General features: G+C 68.4%; 19 protein-coding genes and 1 riboswitch. Of the genes, 11 read left to right on the top strand and 8 right to left on the bottom strand.

Annotated elements, in window-relative coordinates; all coding sequences use genetic code 11:
• Positions 1–3 precede the first annotated feature (3 nt).
• From ACN6O8_RS24975 to ACN6O8_RS24955, 5 genes are all read left to right on the top strand, one after another.
• Entirely contained in the window at positions 4–705 is a 702-nt protein-coding gene (locus ACN6O8_RS24975; protein WP_006388986.1) for a response regulator, read from the top strand.
• Positions 705–2,252, top strand: coding sequence for a sensor histidine kinase (locus ACN6O8_RS24970; protein ID WP_427993656.1), 1,548 nt, complete (start codon positions 705–707; stop codon positions 2,250–2,252). The genes ACN6O8_RS24975 and ACN6O8_RS24970 overlap by 1 nt, the downstream gene beginning before the upstream one ends.
• 96 nt (positions 2,253–2,348) lie before the next feature.
• Positions 2,349–3,422: a Holliday junction branch migration DNA helicase RuvB gene (gene ruvB, locus ACN6O8_RS24965; protein ID WP_427993655.1), complete on the top strand. Its 1,074-nt coding sequence runs from the start codon at positions 2,349–2,351 to the stop codon at positions 3,420–3,422.
• 100 nt (positions 3,423–3,522) lie between these two features.
• The gene (locus ACN6O8_RS24960; protein ID WP_427993654.1) at positions 3,523–4,488 is read left to right on the top strand and encodes a threo-3-hydroxy-L-aspartate ammonia-lyase; all 966 of its coding nucleotides are present in this window, start codon (positions 3,523–3,525) and stop codon (positions 4,486–4,488) included.
• Positions 4,489–4,602: 114 nt separating this feature from the next.
• Entirely contained in the window at positions 4,603–5,523 is a 921-nt protein-coding gene (locus tag ACN6O8_RS24955; protein WP_427993653.1) for a complex I NDUFA9 subunit family protein, read from the top strand.
• An 84-nt stretch (positions 5,524–5,607) separates the two neighbouring features.
• On the opposite strand, the gene ruvA is transcribed toward ACN6O8_RS24955, so the two are convergent.
• The 6 genes from ruvA to ACN6O8_RS24925 form a co-directional block, all read right to left on the bottom strand.
• The gene (gene ruvA / locus ACN6O8_RS24950; protein ID WP_427993652.1) at positions 5,608–6,180 is read right to left on the bottom strand and encodes a Holliday junction branch migration protein RuvA; all 573 of its coding nucleotides are present in this window, start codon (positions 6,178–6,180) and stop codon (positions 5,608–5,610) included.
• A gap of 91 nt (positions 6,181–6,271) precedes the next feature.
• The gene (gene ruvC, locus ACN6O8_RS24945; protein WP_427993651.1) at positions 6,272–6,820 is read right to left on the bottom strand and encodes a crossover junction endodeoxyribonuclease RuvC; all 549 of its coding nucleotides are present in this window, start codon (positions 6,818–6,820) and stop codon (positions 6,272–6,274) included.
• Positions 6,820–8,409 (bottom strand): bifunctional phosphoribosylaminoimidazolecarboxamide formyltransferase/IMP cyclohydrolase, encoded by a 1,590-nt coding sequence (gene purH, locus ACN6O8_RS24940; RefSeq protein ID WP_427993650.1) that lies wholly within the window; start codon positions 8,407–8,409, stop codon positions 6,820–6,822. The genes ruvC and purH overlap by 1 nt, the downstream gene beginning before the upstream one ends.
• Positions 8,410–8,512: 103 nt before the next feature.
• Entirely contained in the window at positions 8,513–8,752 is a 240-nt protein-coding gene (locus ACN6O8_RS24935; RefSeq protein ID WP_006217670.1) for a helix-turn-helix domain-containing protein, read from the bottom strand.
• A 36-nt stretch (positions 8,753–8,788) separates the two neighbouring features.
• Complete coding sequence (gene dusB, locus ACN6O8_RS24930) at positions 8,789–9,814, bottom strand: tRNA dihydrouridine synthase DusB (RefSeq protein ID WP_427993673.1); 1,026 nt, start codon at positions 9,812–9,814, stop codon at positions 8,789–8,791.
• A gap of 81 nt (positions 9,815–9,895) precedes the next feature.
• On the bottom strand, positions 9,896–11,065 hold the full coding sequence (locus ACN6O8_RS24925) for a UbiH/UbiF/VisC/COQ6 family ubiquinone biosynthesis hydroxylase (RefSeq protein ID WP_427993649.1): 1,170 nt from the start codon (positions 11,063–11,065) through the stop codon (positions 9,896–9,898).
• Positions 11,066–11,145: 80 nt separating this feature from the next.
• Between ACN6O8_RS24925 and ACN6O8_RS24920 the strand changes: the two genes are divergently transcribed.
• Entirely contained in the window at positions 11,146–11,610 is a 465-nt protein-coding gene (locus ACN6O8_RS24920) for a TM2 domain-containing protein (protein ID WP_427993648.1), read from the top strand.
• Between the two features lie 80 nt (positions 11,611–11,690).
• On the opposite strand, the gene ACN6O8_RS24915 is transcribed toward ACN6O8_RS24920, so the two are convergent.
• Positions 11,691–13,034 (bottom strand): aminopeptidase P N-terminal domain-containing protein, encoded by a 1,344-nt coding sequence (locus tag ACN6O8_RS24915; protein ID WP_427993647.1) that lies wholly within the window; start codon positions 13,032–13,034, stop codon positions 11,691–11,693.
• A 133-nt stretch (positions 13,035–13,167) separates the two neighbouring features.
• Positions 13,168–13,330: riboswitch (yybP-ykoY riboswitch) on the top strand.
• Between the two features lie 78 nt (positions 13,331–13,408).
• On the opposite strand from ACN6O8_RS24915, the gene ACN6O8_RS24910 reads away from it, so the two are divergent.
• From ACN6O8_RS24910 to ACN6O8_RS24890, 5 genes are all read left to right on the top strand, one after another.
• Positions 13,409–14,413 (top strand): sodium:calcium antiporter, encoded by a 1,005-nt coding sequence (locus ACN6O8_RS24910; protein WP_427993646.1) that lies wholly within the window; start codon positions 13,409–13,411, stop codon positions 14,411–14,413.
• Between the two features lie 442 nt (positions 14,414–14,855).
• Positions 14,856–15,188 (top strand): hypothetical protein, encoded by a 333-nt coding sequence (locus tag ACN6O8_RS24905; RefSeq protein ID WP_427993645.1) that lies wholly within the window; start codon positions 14,856–14,858, stop codon positions 15,186–15,188.
• Positions 15,189–15,608: 420 nt separating this feature from the next.
• Positions 15,609–18,410 (top strand): magnesium-translocating P-type ATPase, encoded by a 2,802-nt coding sequence (gene mgtA, locus ACN6O8_RS24900; RefSeq protein WP_427993644.1) that lies wholly within the window; start codon positions 15,609–15,611, stop codon positions 18,408–18,410.
• A gap of 58 nt (positions 18,411–18,468) precedes the next feature.
• The gene (locus tag ACN6O8_RS24895; protein ID WP_427993643.1) at positions 18,469–19,572 is read left to right on the top strand and encodes a porin; all 1,104 of its coding nucleotides are present in this window, start codon (positions 18,469–18,471) and stop codon (positions 19,570–19,572) included.
• 98 nt (positions 19,573–19,670) lie between these two features.
• Positions 19,671–20,543 (top strand): cytochrome c oxidase assembly protein, encoded by an 873-nt coding sequence (locus ACN6O8_RS24890; RefSeq protein ID WP_427993642.1) that lies wholly within the window; start codon positions 19,671–19,673, stop codon positions 20,541–20,543.
• Between the two features lie 40 nt (positions 20,544–20,583).
• Here ACN6O8_RS24890 and galU read toward each other — a convergent pair whose 3' ends face one another.
• Positions 20,584–21,435 carry a UTP--glucose-1-phosphate uridylyltransferase GalU gene (gene galU, locus ACN6O8_RS24885; protein ID WP_427993641.1) on the bottom strand — a complete coding sequence of 284 codons (852 nt, stop codon included), beginning with the start codon at positions 21,433–21,435 and terminating at the stop codon, positions 20,584–20,586.
• Positions 21,436–21,481 lie beyond the last annotated feature (46 nt).

The raw sequence follows: 21,481 nt of genomic DNA, 5'->3' as shown, positions 1-21,481 counted from the left end.
TCCATGGACAATCACCACACCAAGCTGTTGGTCGTCGACGACGATCCGGCCCTGCGGCAACTGCTGGCCGACTACCTGAATCGCCACGGCTACGACACGCTGCTGGCGCCGGACGCCAGCGACCTGCCTTCGCGCATCACCCGCTACGCGCCCGATCTGCTGGTGCTGGACCGCATGCTCCCGGGGGGCGACGGCGCCGACGCCTGTCGCCGCCTGCGCGAGCAGGGCGAGGATATCCCGGTCATCCTGCTGACCGCCCGCGACGAGGCCGTCGACCGCATCATCGGACTGGAAGCCGGCGCCGACGACTATGTCGGCAAGCCTTTCGACCCGCGCGAATTGCTGGCCCGCATCGAAGCCGTGCTGCGGCGCAAGCGCGGCCCCTCGGCCCTGACCAAGGATGCGCCGGTGGCGTTCGGGCCGTTCCTGTTCGATCCTTCCACCCGCCAATTGTCGCGCGACGGCACGGTGGTCAAGCTCACCGGCGGCGAAATCAACCTGCTCGAAGCCCTGGTGCGCAATGCCGGCAAGCCGCTATCGCGCGAGCGCCTGCTGGCGCTGGCGCGCGACGACGACGCCGGCGAACGCAACGACCGCGCCATCGACATCGCCATCCTGCGCCTGCGCCGCGTCATCGAAGACGATCCCAAGCAACCCCGCTGGATCCAGACCGTCTGGGGCATCGGCTACCGGTTCTCGCCCTGATGCGCCTTTCCGCTGGTTTCCTGGTTCCGCGTTCGCTGCGGGCGCGGCTCATCCTGCTGATTCTCGGGTCGGTGCTGCTGACGCAGGCGGCCACGCTCGTAACGGTCTCGTACTTCCGCCATAAGTTCATGGAAGACGTGGCCATCGGCTACATCACCACCACCATCCGTACCCTGCGCGCCGCGGTGTCGCAGGTGCCGGCCGAGGATCGCGCCGATTTCGTGCGCGCGGCCTCGCAGAACCAATGGCGCCTGTGGTCGCGGGTGCTGCCGGCCGAAGCCAAGCTGCAGCGCTTCAACGGCCACCGGCCGCCGCGCAACCCCCAGCATCCGCCGCCGCCGCCCCCGCCGCCCAACTCGCAGCTCCACGGCCCGCCGTTGCCGCCCGAGATGCGCGACGGCGAGCGCGGGCTCGACGACGTGCAGGCCGAACGCGAACGCCAGCGCGAGCATGAGGAACACGTGCGCCGCTACAAGCCCGAGCCGGACGACATCCGGCGCGACCTGCGCGGCCTGGTGCAGCAGCTCAACGAGCGCCTGAACGACGGCACCCGGGTGGCGCTGTCGCGCGGGCCCACGCCCGAGATCTTCATCTCGCTGGCGCCCAATCCCGCCAGCGAGGACGCGCCCCGACTGCGCGAATGGCTGGTGATCCCGCTGGACCGCCTCGATCCGCCGGTGGCCACGCCGCTGATCGCCGCCTGGCTGGGCGGCCTGGGCCTGCTGTTGCTGTTGGCGGTGGGCTTCTCGTGGCACATCACCCGGCCCATCACCCGCCTGGCCGACGCCGCCGACCGCCTGGCCGCGGGCCAGCCGCAGCGGGTCGAACCCTCCGGCCCGCACGAAACCCGGGTGCTGGGCGAGCGCTTCAACGCCATGCTGGACGCGCTGGCCGAGTCCGATTCGGTCAGGCGCACGCTGTTGTCGGGATTGCCGCACGACCTGAAGGGGCCGCTGTCGCGCATGTGGCTGCGCATCGAACTGGCCGACGATTCCGCCCTCAAGGAGGGGTTGCGCACCGACCTGCAGGACATGCAGCACATGGTCGACCAGTTCATCGGTTTTGTGCGCGGCACCGATCCGGCGGCCTACCGCTATGCCTCGATGGTGCTGCCCGACTGGCTTACCGAGCGCGTCAACGCCTGGCGCGGCGCGGGCACCGACATCCATCTCAAGACCTACGACGGCGATGACACGCTGGTGGTGCAGGGCGATGCCGTCGCCCTGGGCCGGCTGCTCGACAACCTGATCGGCAACGCCCTGAACCACGGCGCGCCCCCCGTCGATGTCAGCCTGCGGCGCGAAGGCCGCCAGGCGGTGCTGGACGTGGCCGACCACGGCCCCGGCATCGTGCCGGAACGCCGCCAGGAAGCATTGCGGCCGTTCAGCCGCCTGGACGATGCCCGCACCCGCACCGGCAGCGTCGGCCTGGGGCTGGCGCTGGCCGAGGCCATCGCCCGCGCCCACGGCGGCTCGCTGGAACTGCTGCAGGCCGAATCGGGCGGGCTGTGCGTGCGGGTCAAGCTGCCGGTCGCGGACGCAGGCTGATCCGGGCCGGGCGGGTTTCGCGCCCGGCGCCGGCGCCGCGCCCGGCGGTTACGGTACGATGCAGCATCCTGCTCAGTATCCTGTCGTTTCCGCACCATGGCCATCCAGTCCGATTCGCTTTCCTCCCGTCCCGACGCGCCCCGTATCGTGGCGCCGCAACCGGCGTCGCCCAACGAGGAGTCGATCGAGCGCGCCCTGCGCCCCAAGGCGTTGCAGGAGTACGTCGGCCAGCAACGCGCGCGCGAGCAGCTCGAGATCTTCATCGCCGCCGCCCGCAAGCGCGGCGAGGCGCTGGACCACGTGCTGCTGTTCGGCCCGCCGGGCCTGGGCAAGACCACGCTGGCCCACATCATCGCGCACGAAATGGGCGTGCAGTTGCGCCAGACCTCCGGCCCGGTGCTGGAACGCCCGGGCGACCTGGCCGCGCTGCTGACCAACCTCGAAAAGAATGACGTCCTGTTCATCGACGAAATCCACCGTCTGTCGCCCGTGGTCGAGGAAATCCTCTACCCGGCGCTGGAGGATTTCCAGATCGACATCCTCATCGGCGAAGGCCCGGCCGCGCGCAGCGTCAAACTCGACCTGCAGCCGTTCACGCTGGTTGGCGCCACCACCCGCGCCGGCATGCTGACCAACCCGCTGCGCGACCGCTTCGGCATCGTCTCGCGGCTGGAGTTCTACAACGCGGACGACCTCGGCCGCATCGTCGCCCGTAGCGCCGGTCTGCTCAATGCCACCATCACGCCAGAGGGCGCCGCCGAGGTGGCGCGCCGCGCCCGCGGCACGCCGCGCATCGCCAACCGTCTGCTGCGGCGGGTGCGCGACTACGCCGAAGTCAAGGCCGGCGGCACCATCGATGCCGACGTCGCCGGCCGCGCGCTGGCCATGCTCGAAGTCGATCCGCAAGGCCTGGATCTGATGGACCGCAAACTGCTGGAGGCCATCATCCACAAGTTCGACGGCGGTCCCGTCGGTGTCGACAGCCTGGCCGCCGCCATCGGCGAAGAGCGCGACACCATCGAGGACGTGATCGAGCCCTACCTGATCCAGCACGGCTACCTGCAACGCACGCCGCGCGGCCGCACCGCCACCCTGACCACCTGGCGCCACCTGGGCCTGACCCCGCCGGCCGGCGCCGCCAGCACCAGCGGCGAGCTGTTCGGCAAGTAAATCGCCCCCGGGCGGCGGGCGCGGCGGCGCGAATGCCGCCGCGGGTTTATGATCCGAAGGTTTCGCTTCCGATTCTTTCCGCGATTAAAGGACTGTTTCCATGTTGCCCGAACTGCCCTCATTCGACGACGTCGCGCGCGCCAGCGAGCGCCTGGCCGGCCAGGCGCACCGCACGCCGGTGCTGACGTCGACCACGGCCGACGCCATCGCCGGCGCCTCGCTGTTCTTCAAGTGCGAGAACTACCAGCGCATGGGCGCCTTCAAGTTTCGCGGCGGCTTCAACGCCATCGCGCGCCTGAGCCCCGAGCAGCGCGCCGCCGGCGTGGTCACGTTCTCGTCGGGCAACCATGCGCAGGCGATCGCGCTGGCCTCCAAGTTGCAGGGCGTCCAGGCCACCATCATCATGCCGCTGGATGCGCCGGCGGCCAAGCGCGCCGCCACCGAGGGCTACGGCGGCCGGATCGTCACCTACGATCGCTACACCGAAGACCGCGAAGAGATCGCGCGCCGCATCCAGGCCGAGACCGGCGCCACGCTGATCCCGCCGTACGACCACGAGGACGTGATCGCCGGGCAGGGCACCGCCGCCAAGGAACTGTTCGAGGACGTCGGCGAGCTGGACTACCTGTTCGTGTGCCTGGGCGGCGGCGGGCTGCTGTCGGGTTCGGCGCTGTCGGCGTTTGCGCTCAGCCCGCGCTGCCTGGTCTATGGGGTCGAGCCGGAAGCCGGCAACGACGGCCAGCAATCGCTGCGCAAGGGCGAGATCGTCCGCATCCAGGCGCCCAAGACCCTGGCCGACGGCGCCGCCACCACCCACCTGGGCCACCTGACCTTCCCCCTTATTCAGAAGCACGTGCGCGACATCGTCACGGTGACGGATGAGCACCTGGTGACCACCATGAAATTCTTCGCCGAACGCATGAAGATGGTGGTGGAGCCCACCGGCTGCCTGGCGGCCGCGGCGGTGCTGCAGGGCGTGGTGCCGGTGCGCGGCGCGCGGGTCGGCGTCATCATCAGCGGCGGCAATGTCGACCTTCCGGCCTACGGCAAGTTGCTGACCAGCTGACCCGCGCGGGCGGGGCGGCGGTGGGATATCGTCCGGCGCTTCGGTCGCGCGCTTGCGGATGCGGCCGGTGCAGGGCAGAATCGGGCCTGAATCCTGAAGAACAGGGGCTGCTACATGCGTATCCTTGTCATCGGCGGCACCGGCTTCATCGGCCGTCATCTCATCGCCCGGCTGTCGGGCGGGCAGCACCAGATCCTGGTGCCCACCCGCCGCTACGGCCAGGGGCGTGAACTCCAGATCCTGCCCACCGTCACGTTGGTCGACAGCGACGTGCATGACGACGACGCGCTCGATCGCCTGGTACGCGGCTGCGACGCGGTGGTCAATCTGGTCGGCATCCTGCACGGCAATGCCGGCCGGCCCTATGGTTCCGATTTCGCGAAGGCGCACGTGCACCTGCCGCAGCGTATCGCGCGCGCCTGCCGCCGCCAGGGAGTGCGCCGGTTGCTGCATATCAGCGCCCTGGGGGCGGATTCCGACGGCCCCAGCATGTACCAGCGTTCCAAGGGCGACGGCGAGGCCGCCATCAAGCAGGAACTGGCCGACTGGCGCGAGGGCGGCTGGACGATCTTCCGCCCCTCGGTGGTGTTCGGGCCGGACGACAATTTCACCAACATGTTCGCGCGCCTGGCGCGCTTGCTGCCGGTGCTGCCGCTGGCCGGCGCGCACGCGCGCATGCAGCCGGTGTACGTGGGCGACGTGGTTTCGGCGATGCTGACGGCGCTGGGCAATACGCATACCTGCGGCAAGACCTACGAGCTGGGCGGGCCGCAGGTCTACACCCTGGGCGAGATCGCGCGCCTGTGCGCGGCCTGGGGCGGCCATCCGCGCCCGGTGGTGAGCGTGCCGATGGGCGTGGGCCGCATGCAGGCATTGCTATTCGAATGCCTGCCGGGCCAGCCGCTGATGTCGCGCGACAATCTCGATTCCCTGCGCAGCGACAACATCTGCGGCGCGCCGATGGCACCCGAATTGAACGTGGTGCCGACCGGCCTGGAGGCGGTGGCGCCCGGCTACCTGGCGCCGGCGCGCTAGGGCGCGGCGCCGCTGTTGGCGGCATTGGCTCGGGGGCTTCTCTCTTGCCCCCGCTCAGGCGCCCGGCGCCGCCCGGGCGCGCTGCTAGCGCACCAGCGCTTTCAATGCCTGCTTGATGCCGTCCGACACGCCCACGCCTTCCGGCAGCGTCTTCAGGGCGGACAGCGATTCCTTTTCGGAGTACCCCAACGCCAGCAGCGCGTTCAGGATGTCGGATTGGTTGTCCTGCACCGCATGCGCGCTGGCGCCGAGATCCGCGCCTAGCTTGCCGCGCATCTCCAGCAACAGGCGCTCGGCAGTCTTTTTGCCGATGCCCGGCACGCGCGTCAGGCGGCCCGATTCCTGCAGCGTGATGGCCTGGGCCAGGTCGGCCACCGACAGACCCGACAGCACCGACAGCGCGGTGCGCGCGCCGATGCCGCTGACCTTGATCAGTTCGCGGAAGGCGCTGCGTTCACCCGCGGTGGCGAAGCCATAAAGGATGTGGGCGTCTTCGCGCACGGTCAGGTGCGTGTAGAGCGTGACGCGGGCGCCGGTTTCCGGCAGCGAGTACAGCGTACTCATGGGCACGTCGATGTCATAGCCCAGACCGTTGACGTCCACGCAGACGGTGGGCGGCAGTTTCTCGATCAGGGTTCCGGTAATGCGTCCGATCATGGTGGCAGTGGCCTGGCAAAAGAGGGGCCGCGTCAGTCGCGGCGGATGCGGGGATTCTATACGGGTCCGCGCAGCGCGTGGCGGGCCGGCCTCAGCCGAGCAGGCGGCCGTTGCGGATGCGGGTCCTGCCGCCCAGGCTCAGGCGGGTGCCCAGTTGCGCCAGCTTGTCCTGCAAGGGGCCGACATGGGCGTGGCAGATGGCGCAGGCCAGGGCGTCGGCCGAATCGGGCGCCGGTGTGCCGTCCAGCGCCAGCAGGTGCTGCACCATCATCTGCACCTGTTCCTTGGCGGCGCGGCCGGTGCCGACCACCGCTTTCTTGATCTGCAGCGCGGTGTACTCGTGCACCGCCAGCGAACTGTCGGCCAGCGCGCACAGCGCTGCGCCGCGGGCCTGACCCAGCAGCAGGGTCGAGGCCGGATTGGTGTTCAGGAAGACGATTTCCAGGGCGGCGACATCCGGTTGCGTGTCGCGCGCCACCTGGCGCAGATTGTCCAGGATGACCTTCAGACGCTCGGACAGCGTCAGCGCCGGCGGCACCACGATGGTGCCGCTGGCGACATAACGCAGGCGCGGGCCGTCGGCATCGATCACACCGAAGCCGGTGCGGCGCAGGCCGGGATCGATGCCGAGGACGCGCATCAGTGGCGGAAGTGGCGGGTGCCGGTCAGCACCATGGCGATGCCGTGCTCGTCGGCCGCCGCGATGACTTCATCGTCGCGCACGCTGCCGCCGGGCTGGATCACGCAGGTCGCGCCCGCCGCCACCACCACGTCCAGGCCGTCGCGGAACGGGAAGAAGGCGTCCGACGCCACCGCCGAACCCTTCAGCGTCAGGCCGGCGTTCTCGGCCTTGATCGAGGCGATGCGGGCCGAATCGATGCGGCTCATCTGGCCGGCGCCCACGCCCAGCGTCATGCCGCCGCCGACGAACACGATGGCGTTGGACTTGACGTACTTGGCGACCTTCCAGGCGAACGCCAGGTCGTTCATTTCCTGCTCGGTGGGCTGGCGCTTGGTGACGACTTTCAGGGCGTCGCGCGGCACGTTGTAGGCGTCCGGCGTCTGCACCAGCCAGCCGCCGCCGACGCGCTTGACGTCGAAGGCGTTCTGGCCCGTGCCCATCGGCACCTCCAGCACGCGCACGTTCTTCTTGGCGGCCAGGATGGCCAGCGCGGCGCCGTCATAGGCCGGCGCCAGCAGCACTTCCAGGAACTGGGCGCTGACGGCTTCGGCGGTGGCGGCGTCGACCGGGCGGTTGAAGGCGATGATGCCGCCGAAGGCCGAGGTCGGGTCGGTCTTGAAGGCCTGCTGGTAGGCGCCCAGGGTGTCGGCCGCGACCGCCACGCCGCACGGATTGGCGTGCTTGACAATGACGCAGGCGGGCGCCTCGAAGCTGCGCGCGCATTCCCACGCGGCATCGGCGTCGGCGATGTTGTTGTACGAGAGTTCCTTGCCCTGCAGTTGGCGGTAGTTGCCCAGCAGACCGGCGGGGCGCTGCGGGTCGACGTAGAACGCCGCGGTCTGGTGCGGATTCTCGCCGTAGCGCAGCGCTTGCTGTTGCCTGACCTGCAGGGTCAGGGTGCCCGGCCATTCCTGGCGCGCGGGCACGGCGTCCTGCGCCGGTTCGGCCTCGGTCAGACTGGTCAGGTAGGCGGCGATGGCGCCATCGTAGGCGGCGGTGTGGGCGTACACCTTGGCGGCCAGCGCCAGGCGCAGGCCGTACGACGTGCGGCCACCCTGATCCATCTCGGACAGCACGCGCGAATAGTCGGCCGGGTCGATCACCACCGTCACGCCACCGGCCTCGGTGCCGTGATTCTTGGCGGCGGCGCGCAGCATGGCCGGGCCGCCGATGTCGATGTTCTCGACCGCGTCGGCGAAGGTGCAGTCGGGCTTGGCCACGGTTTCGCGGAACGGATACAGGTTGACCACCAGCATGTCGATGCGATCGATGCCGGCCGCCTTGATGGTGTCCATGTGCTCGGCGCTGTCGCGACGGGCCAGCAGGCCGCCGTGGATCTTCGGGTGCAGCGTCTTGACGCGGCCGTCCAGGATCTCGGGCGAGCCGGTGTGGGCGGCCACTTCGGTGACGGTCAGGCCGGAGTCGGCCAGCAGCTTGGCGGTGCCGCCGGTCGACAGCAGGCGCACGCCGCGCGCGGCCAGGGCGCGGGCAAATTCAACGATGCCGGTCTTGTCGGACACCGAAAGCAGGGCGGTTTCGATTTTCATGGTGAGGGACGGGAGTGGGGCGCGTGCGCCTGTCTCGCTTCAGGTCGGGATGGGAAATCTGTCATGCGGGACGCGCCTGCCGGCCCGCCCGCGCGGCAATGCGCTATACCTGGATGTTGTGGGCCAGCAGCTTCTTGCGCAGGGTGTTGCGGGTGATGCCCAGCATTTCGGATGCCCGCGACTGGTTGCCGCCAGACCGTTCCAACGCCACTTCAAGCACCGGGCGCTCCACGCAGCGCATCACCATGTCCCACATGTCGTGGGGCTCGGATTCACCCAGGTCTTCGAAATAGCGCTCCAGGCTGGCGCGCACGCATTCTTCCAGGACATCTTTCTTGCTCATCGGAGTACAGATATTTTTATGTTGGTGTTGAGGCGGTCATGCCGCCAGCAGGGCTTTCGCGACAGGCGCCGGGTTGGGGTTGCCGTCGCGGGAAAGATTGAGGAACCAATCCGACACCGCCCGCCACTGGTCGCGGGTGTTGTCGATGAGGTTCATGCGGTCGCGGAACGAGTCCGCGTCCGGCAGGCCGTCCAGATACCATCCTATGTGCTTGCGCGCCGTGCGTACGCCGGTGTGTTCGCCATAGAAGCGGTAGTGGTCGTCGAGATGTTCGAGCAGCAGTTCGCGCATTTCCCCATAGCTGGGAGGGGCCAGTGTTTCGCCCGTGCGCAGATAGTGATCGACCTCGCGGAAAATCCAGGGACGCCCTTGGGCCGCCCGGCCGATCATGACCGCGTCGGCGCCAGTGTAATCCAGGACGCGCCTGGCCTTTTCGGGCGAGTCGATATCGCCATTGGCGATCAGCGGGATTTTCAGCTCGGCGCGGACGGCGCGGATAGTGTCATATTCCGCTTCGCCCGTATAGAGGTCGGCGCGGGTGCGTCCATGCAGTGTCAGGGCGGCGATGCCGGCGTCTTGCGCCAGTTTGGCCACCCGCAGCGCGTTGCGGCTGTCGCGGTCCCAGCCGGTGCGGGTCTTGAGCGTGACCGGCACCCCCAGCGGCGCGCAGGCCTCGACCACGGCGTCCAGGATGCGGGCGATCAGGTCTTCGTGGCGCAGCAAGGCCGAGCCCGAGGCCACGTTACAGACCTTCTTCACCGGGCAGCCCATGTTGATGTCGATGATGCGCGCGCCCTTATGGGCGTTGAACACGGCGGCCTCGGCCATCATGGCCGGGTCGGCGCCGGCGATCTGCACGGCAATGGGGGCGATCTCGCCGTCGTGGTTGAGGCGGCGCGAGGTCTTGACGCTGTCCCACAGCTTGGGGTTGCTGGCGGCCATTTCCGAAACGGCGTAACCGGCCCCCAATTTCTTGCAGAGTTGGCGGAAAGGACGATCCGTCACGCCCGCCATGGGCGCGACCAGAACGTTGTTGGGAAGGGTCCACGGGCCGATGCGCATGGTCACATTTTAACCGGCTCGATCGAACCCTCTTTTTTGCCTTTCGACCGCTTGGTAACAGGAAGGCAAAAAAGGGGGATGTCAGGCGCGGAAACCTTGCAGCAGATGGCGGGCCAGCGGCGCGCGCAGGGGCGCGGCCAGGTCCAGGCCCAGCAGCGCCAGGCCGCAGGCGTGCTCGACGGGCGCCAGGCCGGTGGCGAAGATGCGCGGCATCAGGTCGGTGACGCCGGCGGTGATGAGCCGGTCGACCTGGCGCGCGCGGGCGAAATCGTTCAGCGCCTGATTGGGCGTGGCGTTCGGCTGGGCCAGCCAGCCGCCCAGGGATTGCGCCAGCCGGGCGGCATCGCGCAGCCCGAGGTTCAGCCCTTGGCCGGCCACCGGGTGCAGCGTCTGCGCCGCGTTGCCGATCACGGCCACGCGGCCTTGCACCAGAGCGCGGCGCGCGTTCAACGCCAGCGGGAAGACATGGCGCGGCGCCTGGCACGTCAGACGGCCCAGGCGGTCGCCAAAGGCCGCGCTCAGCGCTTGCGAAAAGGCCGTGTTGTCCAGCGCGGCCAGTTCGGCCGCGCGCGCGGGCGCGCTGCACCAGACCACCGAACAGGCGTCCGGCGTCTGCGGATGCGGCAGCAGCGCCAGCGGCCCCTCGGCGGTGAAGCGCTCCCAGGCCCAGCCGCGGCGCGGCAGGCTGGCGTGGACAGTGGTCAGCAGGGCGTGCTGGCCGTAGTCGCGGCGCACGTCGCTGCCGCCGGCGCCGTCGGACTGCACCGCGATCCGGCAGCTCAACGCCGCGTCGCCCTGGCTGATGCGCACGCCGTCGGCGTCCTGGCCGTCGACCACGGCCGGCGGCCCGGACAGCACGGTCACGCCGCTGGCCGCCACGCATTCCTCCAGCCGCGCGTGCAGCGCCGCGTAGGCGACCACGCAGCCCAACTGCGGCACGCCGAAATCGGTGTTGCGGATCACGCTGCGGCCGAGCCGGCCGCGCTGCGAGACGTGGATGTTGAGGATGTCCGCCGCCTTGGCGGGCCAGGCGTGCAGCGATTCGAGCAGCACGCGGCTGCCATGGTTCATGGCCAGCACGCGCGGATCGGCCGCGGGCACGGCGGCGGCCGGCGCAACGGGCGCCGGCGACGCGCCCTGCAGCAGGGCGATGCGGGACGGATCCGGCGCCACGCGCGCCAGCATCAACGCCAGGACCCGTCCCACGGGGCCGGCGCCGAGAATCGCAATGTCGAAGGCGGAGATAGTCATGTCCGGATTTTACCTGTCCACTACAATCCGGTTCAGCCGGCGCGGCTTGGCGCCCGGGGACCCTTTACCGGTTGATTGATATGACGCAGCTCGAGGCTTCATCTTCGCTGTCCGCCGCCGTTGCGCGCCGCCCGCGCGGCAAGGTCGCCGTCGGCCTGCTGGCCTGTCTGTTCGGCTGGCTCGGGGCGCACTGGTGGTACCTGGGCCGGCGTCATGCCTGGCTGGTGACGACGCTGGCGCTGCTCAGCCTGTTCTGTGCGTTCCGCTATTACCCGGTCTGGTACGACAACCCGGCCTTCTTTGTGCTCTTCATTCCCATGATCGACGGCTTCATCGAGAGCGCGGTGTTCTCGCTGATGCCCGACGAAAAGTTCGACCGCCGCTACAACCCCGGCTTGCCGCCGTCTCCCAGAACCGGCTGGGGGCCGGTGCTGGTCGCCCTGCTGGCCTGCCTGGTCGGCGCCACCGTGTCGATGTTCGCCATCGCGATGGTGGTGGTCTACGTGTGGGTGGCGATGGGCTGGTTGGACGGCCTGGTGCTGTAGCGCGTCGCGGGCGGCGGCGCCGGCCCTGTCATCATGGCCCGGGCGCCTGCGCGGGCCGGACGCGCCGGCCCGTTGCTGCCTTACTCGCGCATCAGCGCCTCGATCTCGCCGGCCTGCACCGGTACGCCGCGGGTGATCAGCTCGCAACCCTCGGCCGTCACCAGCGCGTCGTCCTCGGTGCGGATGCCGATGTTCCAATAGGCCTCGGGCACGTCGTCGGCCGGGCGCACATAGATGCCCGGCTCGATCGTCAGCATCATGCCGGTTTCCAGCGTGCGCCAGGGGCGCTCGGCGCCTGGCGCCGCGCCCGGCTGACGGTAGTCGCCCACATCGTGCACGTCCAGCCCGAGCCAATGGCCGGTGCGGTGCATGTAGAAGCGGCTGTAGTCGCCCGATTCGATCACCCCATCCAGCGAACCCTTGAGCAGCTTCAGGTCGAGCATGCCCTGCGCCAGCACGCGAACCGCGGCCTCGTGGCCGTCGTTCCAGCCGCGGCCCGGGGCGGTGGCCTGGGCCGCCGCCTCCTGGGCCGCCACCGTCAGGTCGTACAGGGCGCGCTGCGGGCCGCTGTAGCGGCCATTGACCGGGAAAGTGCGGGTAATGTCGCTGGCATAGCTGTCGACCTCGCAGCCCGCGTCGATCAGCACCAGGTCGCCATCGCGCAGCACGGCTTCGCCGGCGGGATAATGCAGCACGCAGGCGTTGGCGCCGGCCGCGACGATGCTGTTGTAGGCCACCGCCTGGGCGCCGTGGCGGCGGAATTCATACAGCAGTTCCGCCTCCAGTTCGTATTCGCGCATGCCGGCGCGCGTGGCCCGCATGGCGCGCGCGTGGGCGCCGGCGGAGATCTTGGCCGCGCGCCGCATCGCGGCGATCTCGCTGGCGTCCTTGATCAGCCGCATCTCGGCCAGGATCGGCCGGATATCCTGTTGCCGCGCGGGCGCCTGGAGGCCGCCGCGACTGGCCTCGCGCGCCGCCGTCAGCCAGCGGTGCAGCCGGCCATCGCCGCGCTTGTCGCCGGCCAGGGGGGCATACAGCGTCGGTTGGTCCAGCAGCAGCTTGGGCACCATTTCGTCCAGCGCGTCCAGCGGCTGCGCGTCGTCGAAGCCGAAATGCTCGGCCGCGGCTTGCGGGCCGAAGCGCCGCCCCTCCCAGATCTCGTGCTCGATGTGGCGTGGCCGGCAGAACAGCAGGGCGCGATCGGTGGCGCCGGCGATCAGCACCAGCCAGGCGCCGGGTTCGGTGAAGCCGGTCAGGTAGAAGAAGTCGCTGTCGTGCCGGTAGGGGTATTCGGCGTCGCGGTTGCGGATGGCTTCAGGCGCGGTGGCGAGGATGGCGATGCCGCCGCCGTCGGCGCGCATGCGCGCCATCAGGCGCTGGCGGCGGGCGGCGAAGGGGGCGATATCGGTGGGAGGCAGACTCATGGGCGAGGGGGGCGCAAGGCCCGGCGGGAAACGGTGTTGCCAGTTACTTTACTCGCCGTGCCGCCGATGCGACAGTCCGGCCGGATTGCGGCAGGCGGCGGGAATTCACTGGACTGTCATCGACGCGCTGCTACAATCGCGGCTCTGTCATTGGGGAGTAGCCATCCTTTGTCCCCAAAGGAGTTAGCGTCAACAGACTTGGTGGTCCGGTATCGCGTAGCGGTTTCCAGGACGCCATGGCGCTAACGGTCTCCATGCCGCGGTCCGCCCGCGCATGGATCAGCCAGGCGAGACCTTTGGCCGCGCAGCGTTCACCCTGGCCGGGCGAGCCGTTGCGTCGCGCCAATTGGTTTCTGCTCGTCCGGCTCGTCTCTATGTTGCTCACCCTGTTCCTGTTTTTCCTGTCCGCGGCAGTGATTTATCTTGCCTGCGAATTCTTCGTCAATGGCGTCGAATGGGTCGGACATCGCTTCCAGCTCGGCGCCACCGCCACCGGCACCGTGTTGGCCGCGTTCGGTACCGCCTTGCCGGAGAGCGCCGTCACCTTCATGGCCGTGGTGTTCGGCAACACGCCCGAACAGAAGGACATCGGCGTTGGCGCCGCCATGGGCGGTCCGCTGGTGCTGGCGACGCTGGCCTATGCCGTGGTCGGCCTGGCGCTGTGGCGCGCGCGTCGCGGCCAACCCACGCAAGCTGCCTGTATCAACGCGGACCAGCGCCGGCTGGCCCGCGACCAGGCCTGGTTCATGGGCATTTTCGTTTTCAAGGTCGGGCTGGGCCTGCTGGCCTTCGCCTGGAAGCCCTGGCTCGGCATCCTGTTCCTGGCGACCTACGGCCTGTACGTCAAGCGCGAACTGAGCAACGACGAGGATTGCATCGACTGCGAGGACCTGGAGCCGCTCAAGCTGCGTCCGCGCGACGACAACCCGTCGATGTTCTGGGCCGCGACCCAGACGCTGCTGGCGCTGGTCGTGATCGCCGGCGCGTCGCACGTGTTCGTCCACCAGATCGAAGTGCTGGGCGTCGCCATGGGGGCTTCGCCGCACGTGGCCGCGCTGCTGTTGGCGCCTGTCGCCACCGAGCTGCCGGAAATCATGAATGCGCTGATCTGGGTGCGCCAGGGCAAGGAACGGCTGGCCTTGGCCAATATCTCGGGCGCCATGATGATCCAGGCCACCATCCCCAGCGCGCTCGGCATCTTCCTGACGCCCTGGCTGCTCGATGGCCCGCTGCTGGCCGCGGCCCTGTTCACCATGCTGTCCATCGGCCTGCTGTGGCTGCGCTTTCGCCGCGCCGGCATGAGCGTGCCGGCGCTGTCGGCGGTGGGCGGCTTCTACGCCTTGTTCGCGGCCTATCTGGGCTGGCATTTCTACGCATGACGGGGTGGCGGCGCGCGGCCCGCGAGACCACGCGCCGTTTTGCACAAAAGCGCGGTTTTTGTGCGGGTAAACCTTGTCCATCAGTGGAAACCCGCGTAAAATCCCGCTCGTTATCCATCCCAGGAGCAGTCTTCGTGAATACCGATTCCGGCGAAAGTAGTCGATCTTGCATCGACGCCGCTGTTTGACAGGTCCACGCAGAACTCCGTCTGCCGCAACCTGTTGAACAGGTTGCGGTGATATCCCTAGCCCCGGGCATCATGCCGGGCCACAGCGCAAGCCCACGGCTTGCCGGGATTCTCCCCAACATAAACCGCCAGAACCGCCGCTAGTCGCAGCGCCCGCGTTCGCGCACGCTTTTTTCGTGCGCGTCCGTCAGGCGCAGTGAGCTTGCGTGCGCGCGTATGCGCGAAGCCGTTCCCCATTTGCAATGGAGGTCGCTATGCGTTTCTTCGACTTGTTCCTGCGCCGCGCTGGCGTCGACCGTGCCGCCGCGATGGGCCGCCGCCGCGGCACCTCGCGCCTGACGGTCATCTGCCCGCGCGATGAACTGGGCGCGCTGCGCAAGCAGATCTGCCTGGACTTCAGCGCCGCCGGCCTCGATGTCTCGCAAGTGCAGATCGACCAGGGGCGCGACCCCGGCATGGCTTCGGCCTGCATCACCGTCAATTGCCCGCCCGAACTGCGTGGCGAACTGATGTCGCAAGCCCGCCGGCTCAGCGCCCACCCCGCCGTGCGCCACGTGCATTTCGGTGCCCAACCGCTGGCGGCCTGAACCACCCGTCATTTCCCAGGAGAGACCATGCCCAGTGCCTTAGACCCCGAGCCTCGATTGCGCCACGTGCGCGGCGCCGGCCTGCCTGTCTGACCTGTCTTCTCCTTTGCGAGCCGACTGGCCGGAGAGTCACCCGGTCTAGTACGGAATCCGCAGCCCTGAACCCCCGGCCAGGCCCGCTCGACGCGCGCCGCCCCCGCCGGCCCCGGTTCTGCCGCTAGTTTCCCGTTCCGCTTCCCGCACCCGGCGCGCCTCGACGCGATCCGGACACCGGCAACATCGCCCCGGTGCCTGCGCACGCCCGCACGGGGCGGCGACGGCCCGCCTGTGCGCGGGCCGCGACCCCGTGCTGCCCGCGCGCGGCGCCCGGCGCCTGTCGTCCGTGTCTTCCCCGACAACACCAATAACGGGAACACACCGATGTTCAAATTCCTCAAGACCTTTTTCTCCTCCGCCGCCGGACTGCGGCGGACGGCGCGCCACTTCCGGCGTTCCCCCATGCTGGAGCAAGGCAGCCTTCCGGCCGCCGCCGACGCTTCCGACGCCGCGCGCCGCGCCAACCGCCGCATGCTCGACATGGCGCACCTGGAGGTCGATGCGCTGTTCGCGCTGTGGCGCAGCGGCCGCGGCGGGCTCTCGCAAGGCCAGGCCGACGAGGCCCGCGCCCGCTACGGCGCCAACGAAGTCGACCACGAAAAGCCGCTGACCTGGTATGTCCATCTCTGGCAATCATTCCGCAATCCGTTCAACCTGCTGCTGACCGGCCTGGCCGCGCTGTCCTGGGTCACGGATGTGTACATGGCCGAGCCCGATGACCCGTCATGGAAGGGCGTCATCATCATTGGCTCGATGGTGGCGATCTCGACCCTGCTGCGCTTCGTGCAGGAACGCCGTTCCAACCGCGCCGCCGAAGCGCTCAAGGCCATGGTGCAGAACACCGCCACGGTGCTGCGCAGCGATCCCGCGGGCATGGCCGAAGGGGATGCCCGCCGCTACTTCGGCGCCACGGTGCATGCCTCGGGTTCCCGCCAGATCGAGGTGCCGCTGGCGCAACTGGTGCCCGGCGACGTGGTGCTGCTGTCCGCCGGCGACATGATCCCGGCCGACTGCCGCATCCTCGGCGCCAAGGATCTGTTCGTGGCCCAGGCCGCGCTCACCGGCGAATCGCTGCCGGTGGAGAAGTATGCGGAGCCGCGCACCGAGACGGGCAACGCGCTGGAGCTGGAGAACATGGCCTTCATGGGCACCAACGTGGTCAGCGGCTCGGGCAGCGCGCTGGTGGTGGCCACCGGTTCCGGCACCTACTTCGGCCAACTGGCCGGGCGCGTGACCCAGACCTCGCGCGTGCCGACGCAGTTCCAGCAGGGCATCAACCGCGTCAGTTGGGTGCTGATCCGCTTCATGCTGGTGATGGCGCCGATCGTGTTGCTGATCAATGGCTTCACCAAGGGCGATTGGCTGGAAGCCCTGCTGTTCGCGCTGGCCATCGCCGTTGGCCTGACGCCGGAAATGCTGCCGATGATCGTCACCGCCACGCTGGCCAAGGGCGCGGTGCGGATGTCGCGGCGCAAGGTGGTGGTCAAGCGGCTGGACGCGATCCAGAACCTGGGCGCCATGAACGTGCTCTGCACCGACAAGACCGGCACCCTGACCCAGGACCGCATCGCACTCGAACGCCATACCGACGTGTACGGCGCCACCAGCGACGACGTGCTGGCCTACGCCTATCTCAATAGTTACTACCAGACCGGCCTGAAGAACCTGCTCGACGTGGCCGTGCTGCGCCACGCGGAAGTCGAGCGCCAGCTGAACCTGGCCGCCCGTTATCGCAAGATCGACGAGATCCCGTTCGACTTCTCGCGCCGGCGCATGTCGGTGGTGGTCAGCGAGACCGAGAACGGCCGCGAGCACCACGAACTGATCTGCAAGGGCGCGCTGGAGGAGATGCTGTCCGTCTGCACCCGCCTGCGGGTCGGCAATGATGTGCATCTTCTGACCGACGCGCGGCGCGCCGACATCCGCCGCGTCACCGCCGAACTGAACCGCGACGGGCTGCGGGTGATCGCGGTGGGCGTGCGTGAGCTGCCGCCCACCCAGCAGGCCTACGGCGTGGCTGACGAGGCCGACCTGGTGCTGGTCGGATACATCGCCTTTCTCGACCCGGCCAAGGAATCCACCGGCCCGGCCCTGACGGCGCTGCGCGATTCCGGTATCGAGGTCAAGGTGCTGACCGGCGACGTCGAGCTGGTGACGCAGAAGGTGTGCCGCGAAGTCGGTTTCGAGGTGCGCAAGGTCTACCTGGGCGCCGATATCGAGGCCATGGACGACGCCCGGCTGGCCGTGGCCGTGCGCGAGGCCAATGTGTTCGCACGCCTGACCCCGGCGCATAAGGAGCGCATCGTGCGCGTGCTGCGTGCCCAGGGCAACACCGTGGGCTTCATGGGCGACGGCATCAACGACGCTCCGGCCCTGCGCGCCGCGGACGTGGGCATCTCGGTGGATTCGGCGGTCGATATTTCGAAAGAGGCCGCCGACATCATCCTGCTGGAAAAGAGCCTGATGGTGCTGGAAGACGGTGTCATCGAAGGCCGCAAGACTTTCTGCAACATGCTCAAGTACCTGAAGATGACCGCCAGCTCCAATTTCGGCAATGTCTTCTCGGTGCTGGTGGCCAGCGCTTTCCTGCCGTTCCTGCCGATGCTGCCCATCCACCTGCTGCTGCAGAACTTGATGTACGACATCTCGCAGACCGCGATTCCGTTCGACAATGTCGACGAGGAACTGCTGAAAAAGCCGCAGCAATGGGATCCGGCCGGGCTCGGCCGCTTCATGGTGTTCTTCGGGCCGATCAGCTCCATCTTCGACATCACCACGTATGCCCTCATGTGGTATGTGTTCCAGGCCAATGCGCCCGAGCACCAGACGCTGTTCCAGTCGGGCTGGTTCGTCGAAGGCCTGTTGTCGCAGACGCTGATCGTGCATATGATCCGCACACGCAAGATTCCGTTCCTGCAGAGCCGCGCCGCCTGGCCGCTGATGGCGATGACGGTGATGGTGGTCGGGTTGGGGCTGTTCCTGCCGTTTTCGCCCCTGGCCGCCTACTTCCAGCTGCAGGCGCTGCCGTGGAGCTATTTCCCCTGGCTGGCCGGAATCCTGCTGAGCTACTGCGCGCTGACGCAGTTGCTCAAGGGGGTCTGGGTACGCCGCTACGGCTGGCAATAGTCAATATCGATGTAGACCGCGGCGAGGCGCTGTCTCGTCGCGGATTCAGGAGATCAGCATGAAAATCTCGACGGTTGCCACGCTGGTGGCGGGGGTGGCCTGTTGGCCGCTGGGCGCCTGTGCGGCCGGCGATGGCCCGGGGGTGCAGCTCTATGGCGTGGTCGACGCCGGCATCGCCACGACGCATACGTCGGGGCTGGGCACGCACAATGGTGTGCTCAACGGCGGCCTGACCGATTCCCTGTGGGGCCTGCGCGGTTCCGAGGATATCGGCGACGGTTGGAGCAGCCGCTTCCAACTGGAAAGCGGCTTCGATCCGTCCACCGGCAAGCGCGCGGACGACGACCGCCTGTTCAACTACGGCGCCTGGGTCGGGCTGGCGCACGACAGCTATGGCGACTTGCGCCTGGGGCGCCAATACACGGTCGGCAAGACCTATGGCAATGCCCTGGAATTGGCGTCGTGGAAGGAAATGGGCATGGGCGCCACCTTCAAGGCCTCGGACAACTATCAGTTCAGCAATCTGGTGAACTACTACACGCCCACCTGGCAGGGCTGGCAGGCCGGCATCGGCTATTCCTTCGACGCCGACGGCCGCGACCGCTTCAAGACCGCGGCCAACAATCGCGCGCTCAGCATGGGCCTGAAGTACGAGGAGGGGCCCTTGCTGGCCGTCGCCACCTGGGACCAGTTGCGCCTGGCCGCCCCCGCGGCGGGCCAGGGCGGCCGGCCGCAAGCACTGCAATTGGGGGCGTCCTACGACTTCGAGGTGGTCAAGGTAACGCTGGGCTGGTCGCGCCAGCGCAACGGCTATGTCGGCTTGGATGGCGGCGATCCGGACAACCTGGGGCAGAACCTGGGGCCGGCGGCCTTCGCGCGCGGCGGCACCGTCAACGCCTGGCTGCTGGGCGCCAGCGTGCCGGTGGGCCACGGCGCCGTGGTGGCGCAGTGGTCGCTGGCGCGGCCCGACTGGCAATGGGAGGACGGTTCGACGGCGCGCAATGCGCAATTGGTGACATTGGGGTATACGTACAACCTGTCGCCGCGCACCACGCTTTATGCGTTCGCCGGCTACGCGTCCAATTACACCCTGGACAACCAGTTCGATCCTGGCCATTCCCACACCTCGCGCTTCGGTACGGGCATTTCGCACCGGTTCTGAGCCGCGCGGGGAGCGGCCGGGTCAACTACAATCGATCCGGCTGCGTGTTCCGGCCCCTGTGCGCCGGGGGCGATCACGCCCTGGTCGGCATTTTCCGGATGACCCGCATGGACAATCTCGAATGGCTCATACCCTGGGAGTTCTCTCCCACGCTGGTGGCCTCCTTCCTGGTGGCCATCGGGCTGTTCGTGCGCGGCCAGCGCGTGCATCATGTCACGGGCGCGCGCCGCGTCCTGTTCTGGGTGGGGCTGGTGCTGCTGTACCTGTCGATGCACACCCGCCTGGACTATTACGCCGAGCGCATGTTCTTCATCCACCGCATCCAGCACCTGGTGCTGCACCACCTGGGTCCGCTGCTGGTGATGGCGGCCTTTCCCGGGCAGGTCATGCGCGCCGGGTTGCCGCTGCGCTGGCGCGTGCGACTGCGTGATTTCCTGGGCACCGGCGCCGGCCGCGCCACGGTGGCGGTGCTGACGCACAAGATTTTTGTTCCCGCCTTGTTCGTGTTCCTGGTGCTGGTCTGGCTGATCCCGTCGGTGCAGTTCTATTCCATGCTCGACTGGCGCCTGTATCGGCTGATGAACTGGTCGGTGGTGATCAGTGGCTTCATGTACTGGAACCTGATCCTGGATCGCCGTCCCGCGCCGCCGGCCGCGATGACGCCGGGCGGCCGCGTCATTTCACCGATCCTGACAATGCTGCCGCAGATGGTGGCGGGTGCCGTCATCGCCTTCACCGAAAGCGACATCTATCCCTTGTTCGAACTGTGCGGCCGGGCCATCGCCATGTCGGCGCAGACCGACCAGACCATCGGCGGGTTGACCATGTGGATTCCCGCCGCGCTGGTCGAGGTGATCGGCTTGATGGTGGCCCTGGGCACGCTGATGCGCCTGTCGGCCAAGGGCCGGCTGCGCAAGGCCGACCGCGATGCCCTGGCGCGTGCCAGGGGGCGTCGCGCCGCGTCGGTCTAGGCGCCCCCACCCGGGGGCGTTCACGCGGCCGCGGGCCGCGTCATTCCGGCAGCAGGCCGTGGTACTTCTTGCCCAGCGCCACGGTGGCCTGGAACATTCCCGCCTTGTTGCCGCAGTCGTAGCGCGTGCCTTCGTAGCGGTGCGCATAGACCGCGCGTTCGCGCATCAGCGAGGCAATGCCGTCGGTCAACTGGATCTCGTTGCCGGCGCCCATCTTGGTCGAGCGCAGGTGATCGAAGATCGCGGCCTCCAGCACGTAACGTCCCACCACCGCGAGGGTCGAGGGGGCGGCTTCGGGATCGGGCTTTTCAACGATGTGGGTGACACGCTCGGTGCGGCCATTGGCATGGCTGTCGCCCGTGCGCGTGGCGACAATGCCGTACTTGCGCGTGTCTTCGCGCGGCACGTCCTGCACCCCCAGCACGCTGGCGTTCTGCGCCATGGCGATATCCACCAACTGCTTCATGGCCGGTGTGTCGGCGTCGATCAGGTCATCGGCCAGCAGCACGGCGAACGGTTCGTCCCCCACGGCCGGCGCGGCCGACAGCACGGCATGGCCCAGGCCCAGTGGCGCCGATTGGCGGATATAGAGGCAATTGACGTGGGCGGGTAGAATGCCCCGCACCATGGCGAGAAGCTCGTGCTTGCCCTTGCTTTCGAGGTCGGATTCCAGTTCGGGGGCGGAGTCGAAATGGTCTTCGATGGCGCGCTTGTTGCGACCGGTAACGAAGATCAGATCGGTGATGCCGGCGGCCACGGCTTCCTCGACCGCGTACTGGATCAACGGCTTGTCGACGACGGGCAGCATTTCCTTGGGCATCGCCTTGGTGGCGGGCAGGAAGCGCGTGCCCATGCCGGCGACAGGGAAAACGGCTTTACGGACGGGACGCATTGAAACCTCGTTGGGGGTATCGATGAAACATTTTAAGCGCATCGCT

The sequence above is a fragment of the Achromobacter sp. genome, from assembly GCF_050285565.1.
Taxonomy (GTDB): Bacteria; Pseudomonadota; Gammaproteobacteria; order Burkholderiales; family Burkholderiaceae_B; genus Achromobacter.
This window is presented reverse-complemented; position numbering and strand designations above follow the sequence as displayed.

Bases quoted from the DNA above. Each gene is read 5' to 3' on its own strand.
- ACN6O8_RS24975 (WP_006388986.1), top strand. From the start codon at position 4: ATGGACAATCACCACACCAAGCTGTTGGTCGTCGACGACGATCCGGCC.
- ACN6O8_RS24970 (WP_427993656.1), top strand. From the start codon at position 705: ATGCGCCTTTCCGCTGGTTTCCTGGTTCCGCGTTCGCTGCGGGCGCGG.
- ruvB (WP_427993655.1), top strand. From the start codon at position 2,349: ATGGCCATCCAGTCCGATTCGCTTTCCTCCCGTCCCGACGCGCCCCGT.
- ACN6O8_RS24960 (WP_427993654.1), top strand. From the start codon at position 3,523: ATGTTGCCCGAACTGCCCTCATTCGACGACGTCGCGCGCGCCAGCGAG.
- ACN6O8_RS24955 (WP_427993653.1), top strand. From the start codon at position 4,603: ATGCGTATCCTTGTCATCGGCGGCACCGGCTTCATCGGCCGTCATCTC.
- ruvA (WP_427993652.1), bottom strand. From the start codon at position 6,180: ATGATCGGACGCATTACCGGAACCCTGATCGAGAAACTGCCGCCCACC.
- ruvC (WP_427993651.1), bottom strand. From the start codon at position 6,820: ATGCGCGTCCTCGGCATCGATCCCGGCCTGCGCCGCACCGGCTTCGGT.
- purH (WP_427993650.1), bottom strand. From the start codon at position 8,409: ATGAAAATCGAAACCGCCCTGCTTTCGGTGTCCGACAAGACCGGCATC.
- ACN6O8_RS24935 (WP_006217670.1), bottom strand. From the start codon at position 8,752: ATGAGCAAGAAAGATGTCCTGGAAGAATGCGTGCGCGCCAGCCTGGAG.
- dusB (WP_427993673.1), bottom strand. From the start codon at position 9,814: ATGCGCATCGGCCCGTGGACCCTTCCCAACAACGTTCTGGTCGCGCCC.
- ACN6O8_RS24925 (WP_427993649.1), bottom strand. From the start codon at position 11,065: ATGACTATCTCCGCCTTCGACATTGCGATTCTCGGCGCCGGCCCCGTG.
- ACN6O8_RS24920 (WP_427993648.1), top strand. From the start codon at position 11,146: ATGACGCAGCTCGAGGCTTCATCTTCGCTGTCCGCCGCCGTTGCGCGC.
- ACN6O8_RS24915 (WP_427993647.1), bottom strand. From the start codon at position 13,034: ATGAGTCTGCCTCCCACCGATATCGCCCCCTTCGCCGCCCGCCGCCAG.
- ACN6O8_RS24910 (WP_427993646.1), top strand. From the start codon at position 13,409: ATGTTGCTCACCCTGTTCCTGTTTTTCCTGTCCGCGGCAGTGATTTAT.
- ACN6O8_RS24905 (WP_427993645.1), top strand. From the start codon at position 14,856: ATGCGTTTCTTCGACTTGTTCCTGCGCCGCGCTGGCGTCGACCGTGCC.
- mgtA (WP_427993644.1), top strand. From the start codon at position 15,609: ATGTTCAAATTCCTCAAGACCTTTTTCTCCTCCGCCGCCGGACTGCGG.
- ACN6O8_RS24895 (WP_427993643.1), top strand. From the start codon at position 18,469: ATGAAAATCTCGACGGTTGCCACGCTGGTGGCGGGGGTGGCCTGTTGG.
- ACN6O8_RS24890 (WP_427993642.1), top strand. From the start codon at position 19,671: ATGACCCGCATGGACAATCTCGAATGGCTCATACCCTGGGAGTTCTCT.
- galU (WP_427993641.1), bottom strand. From the start codon at position 21,435: ATGCGTCCCGTCCGTAAAGCCGTTTTCCCTGTCGCCGGCATGGGCACG.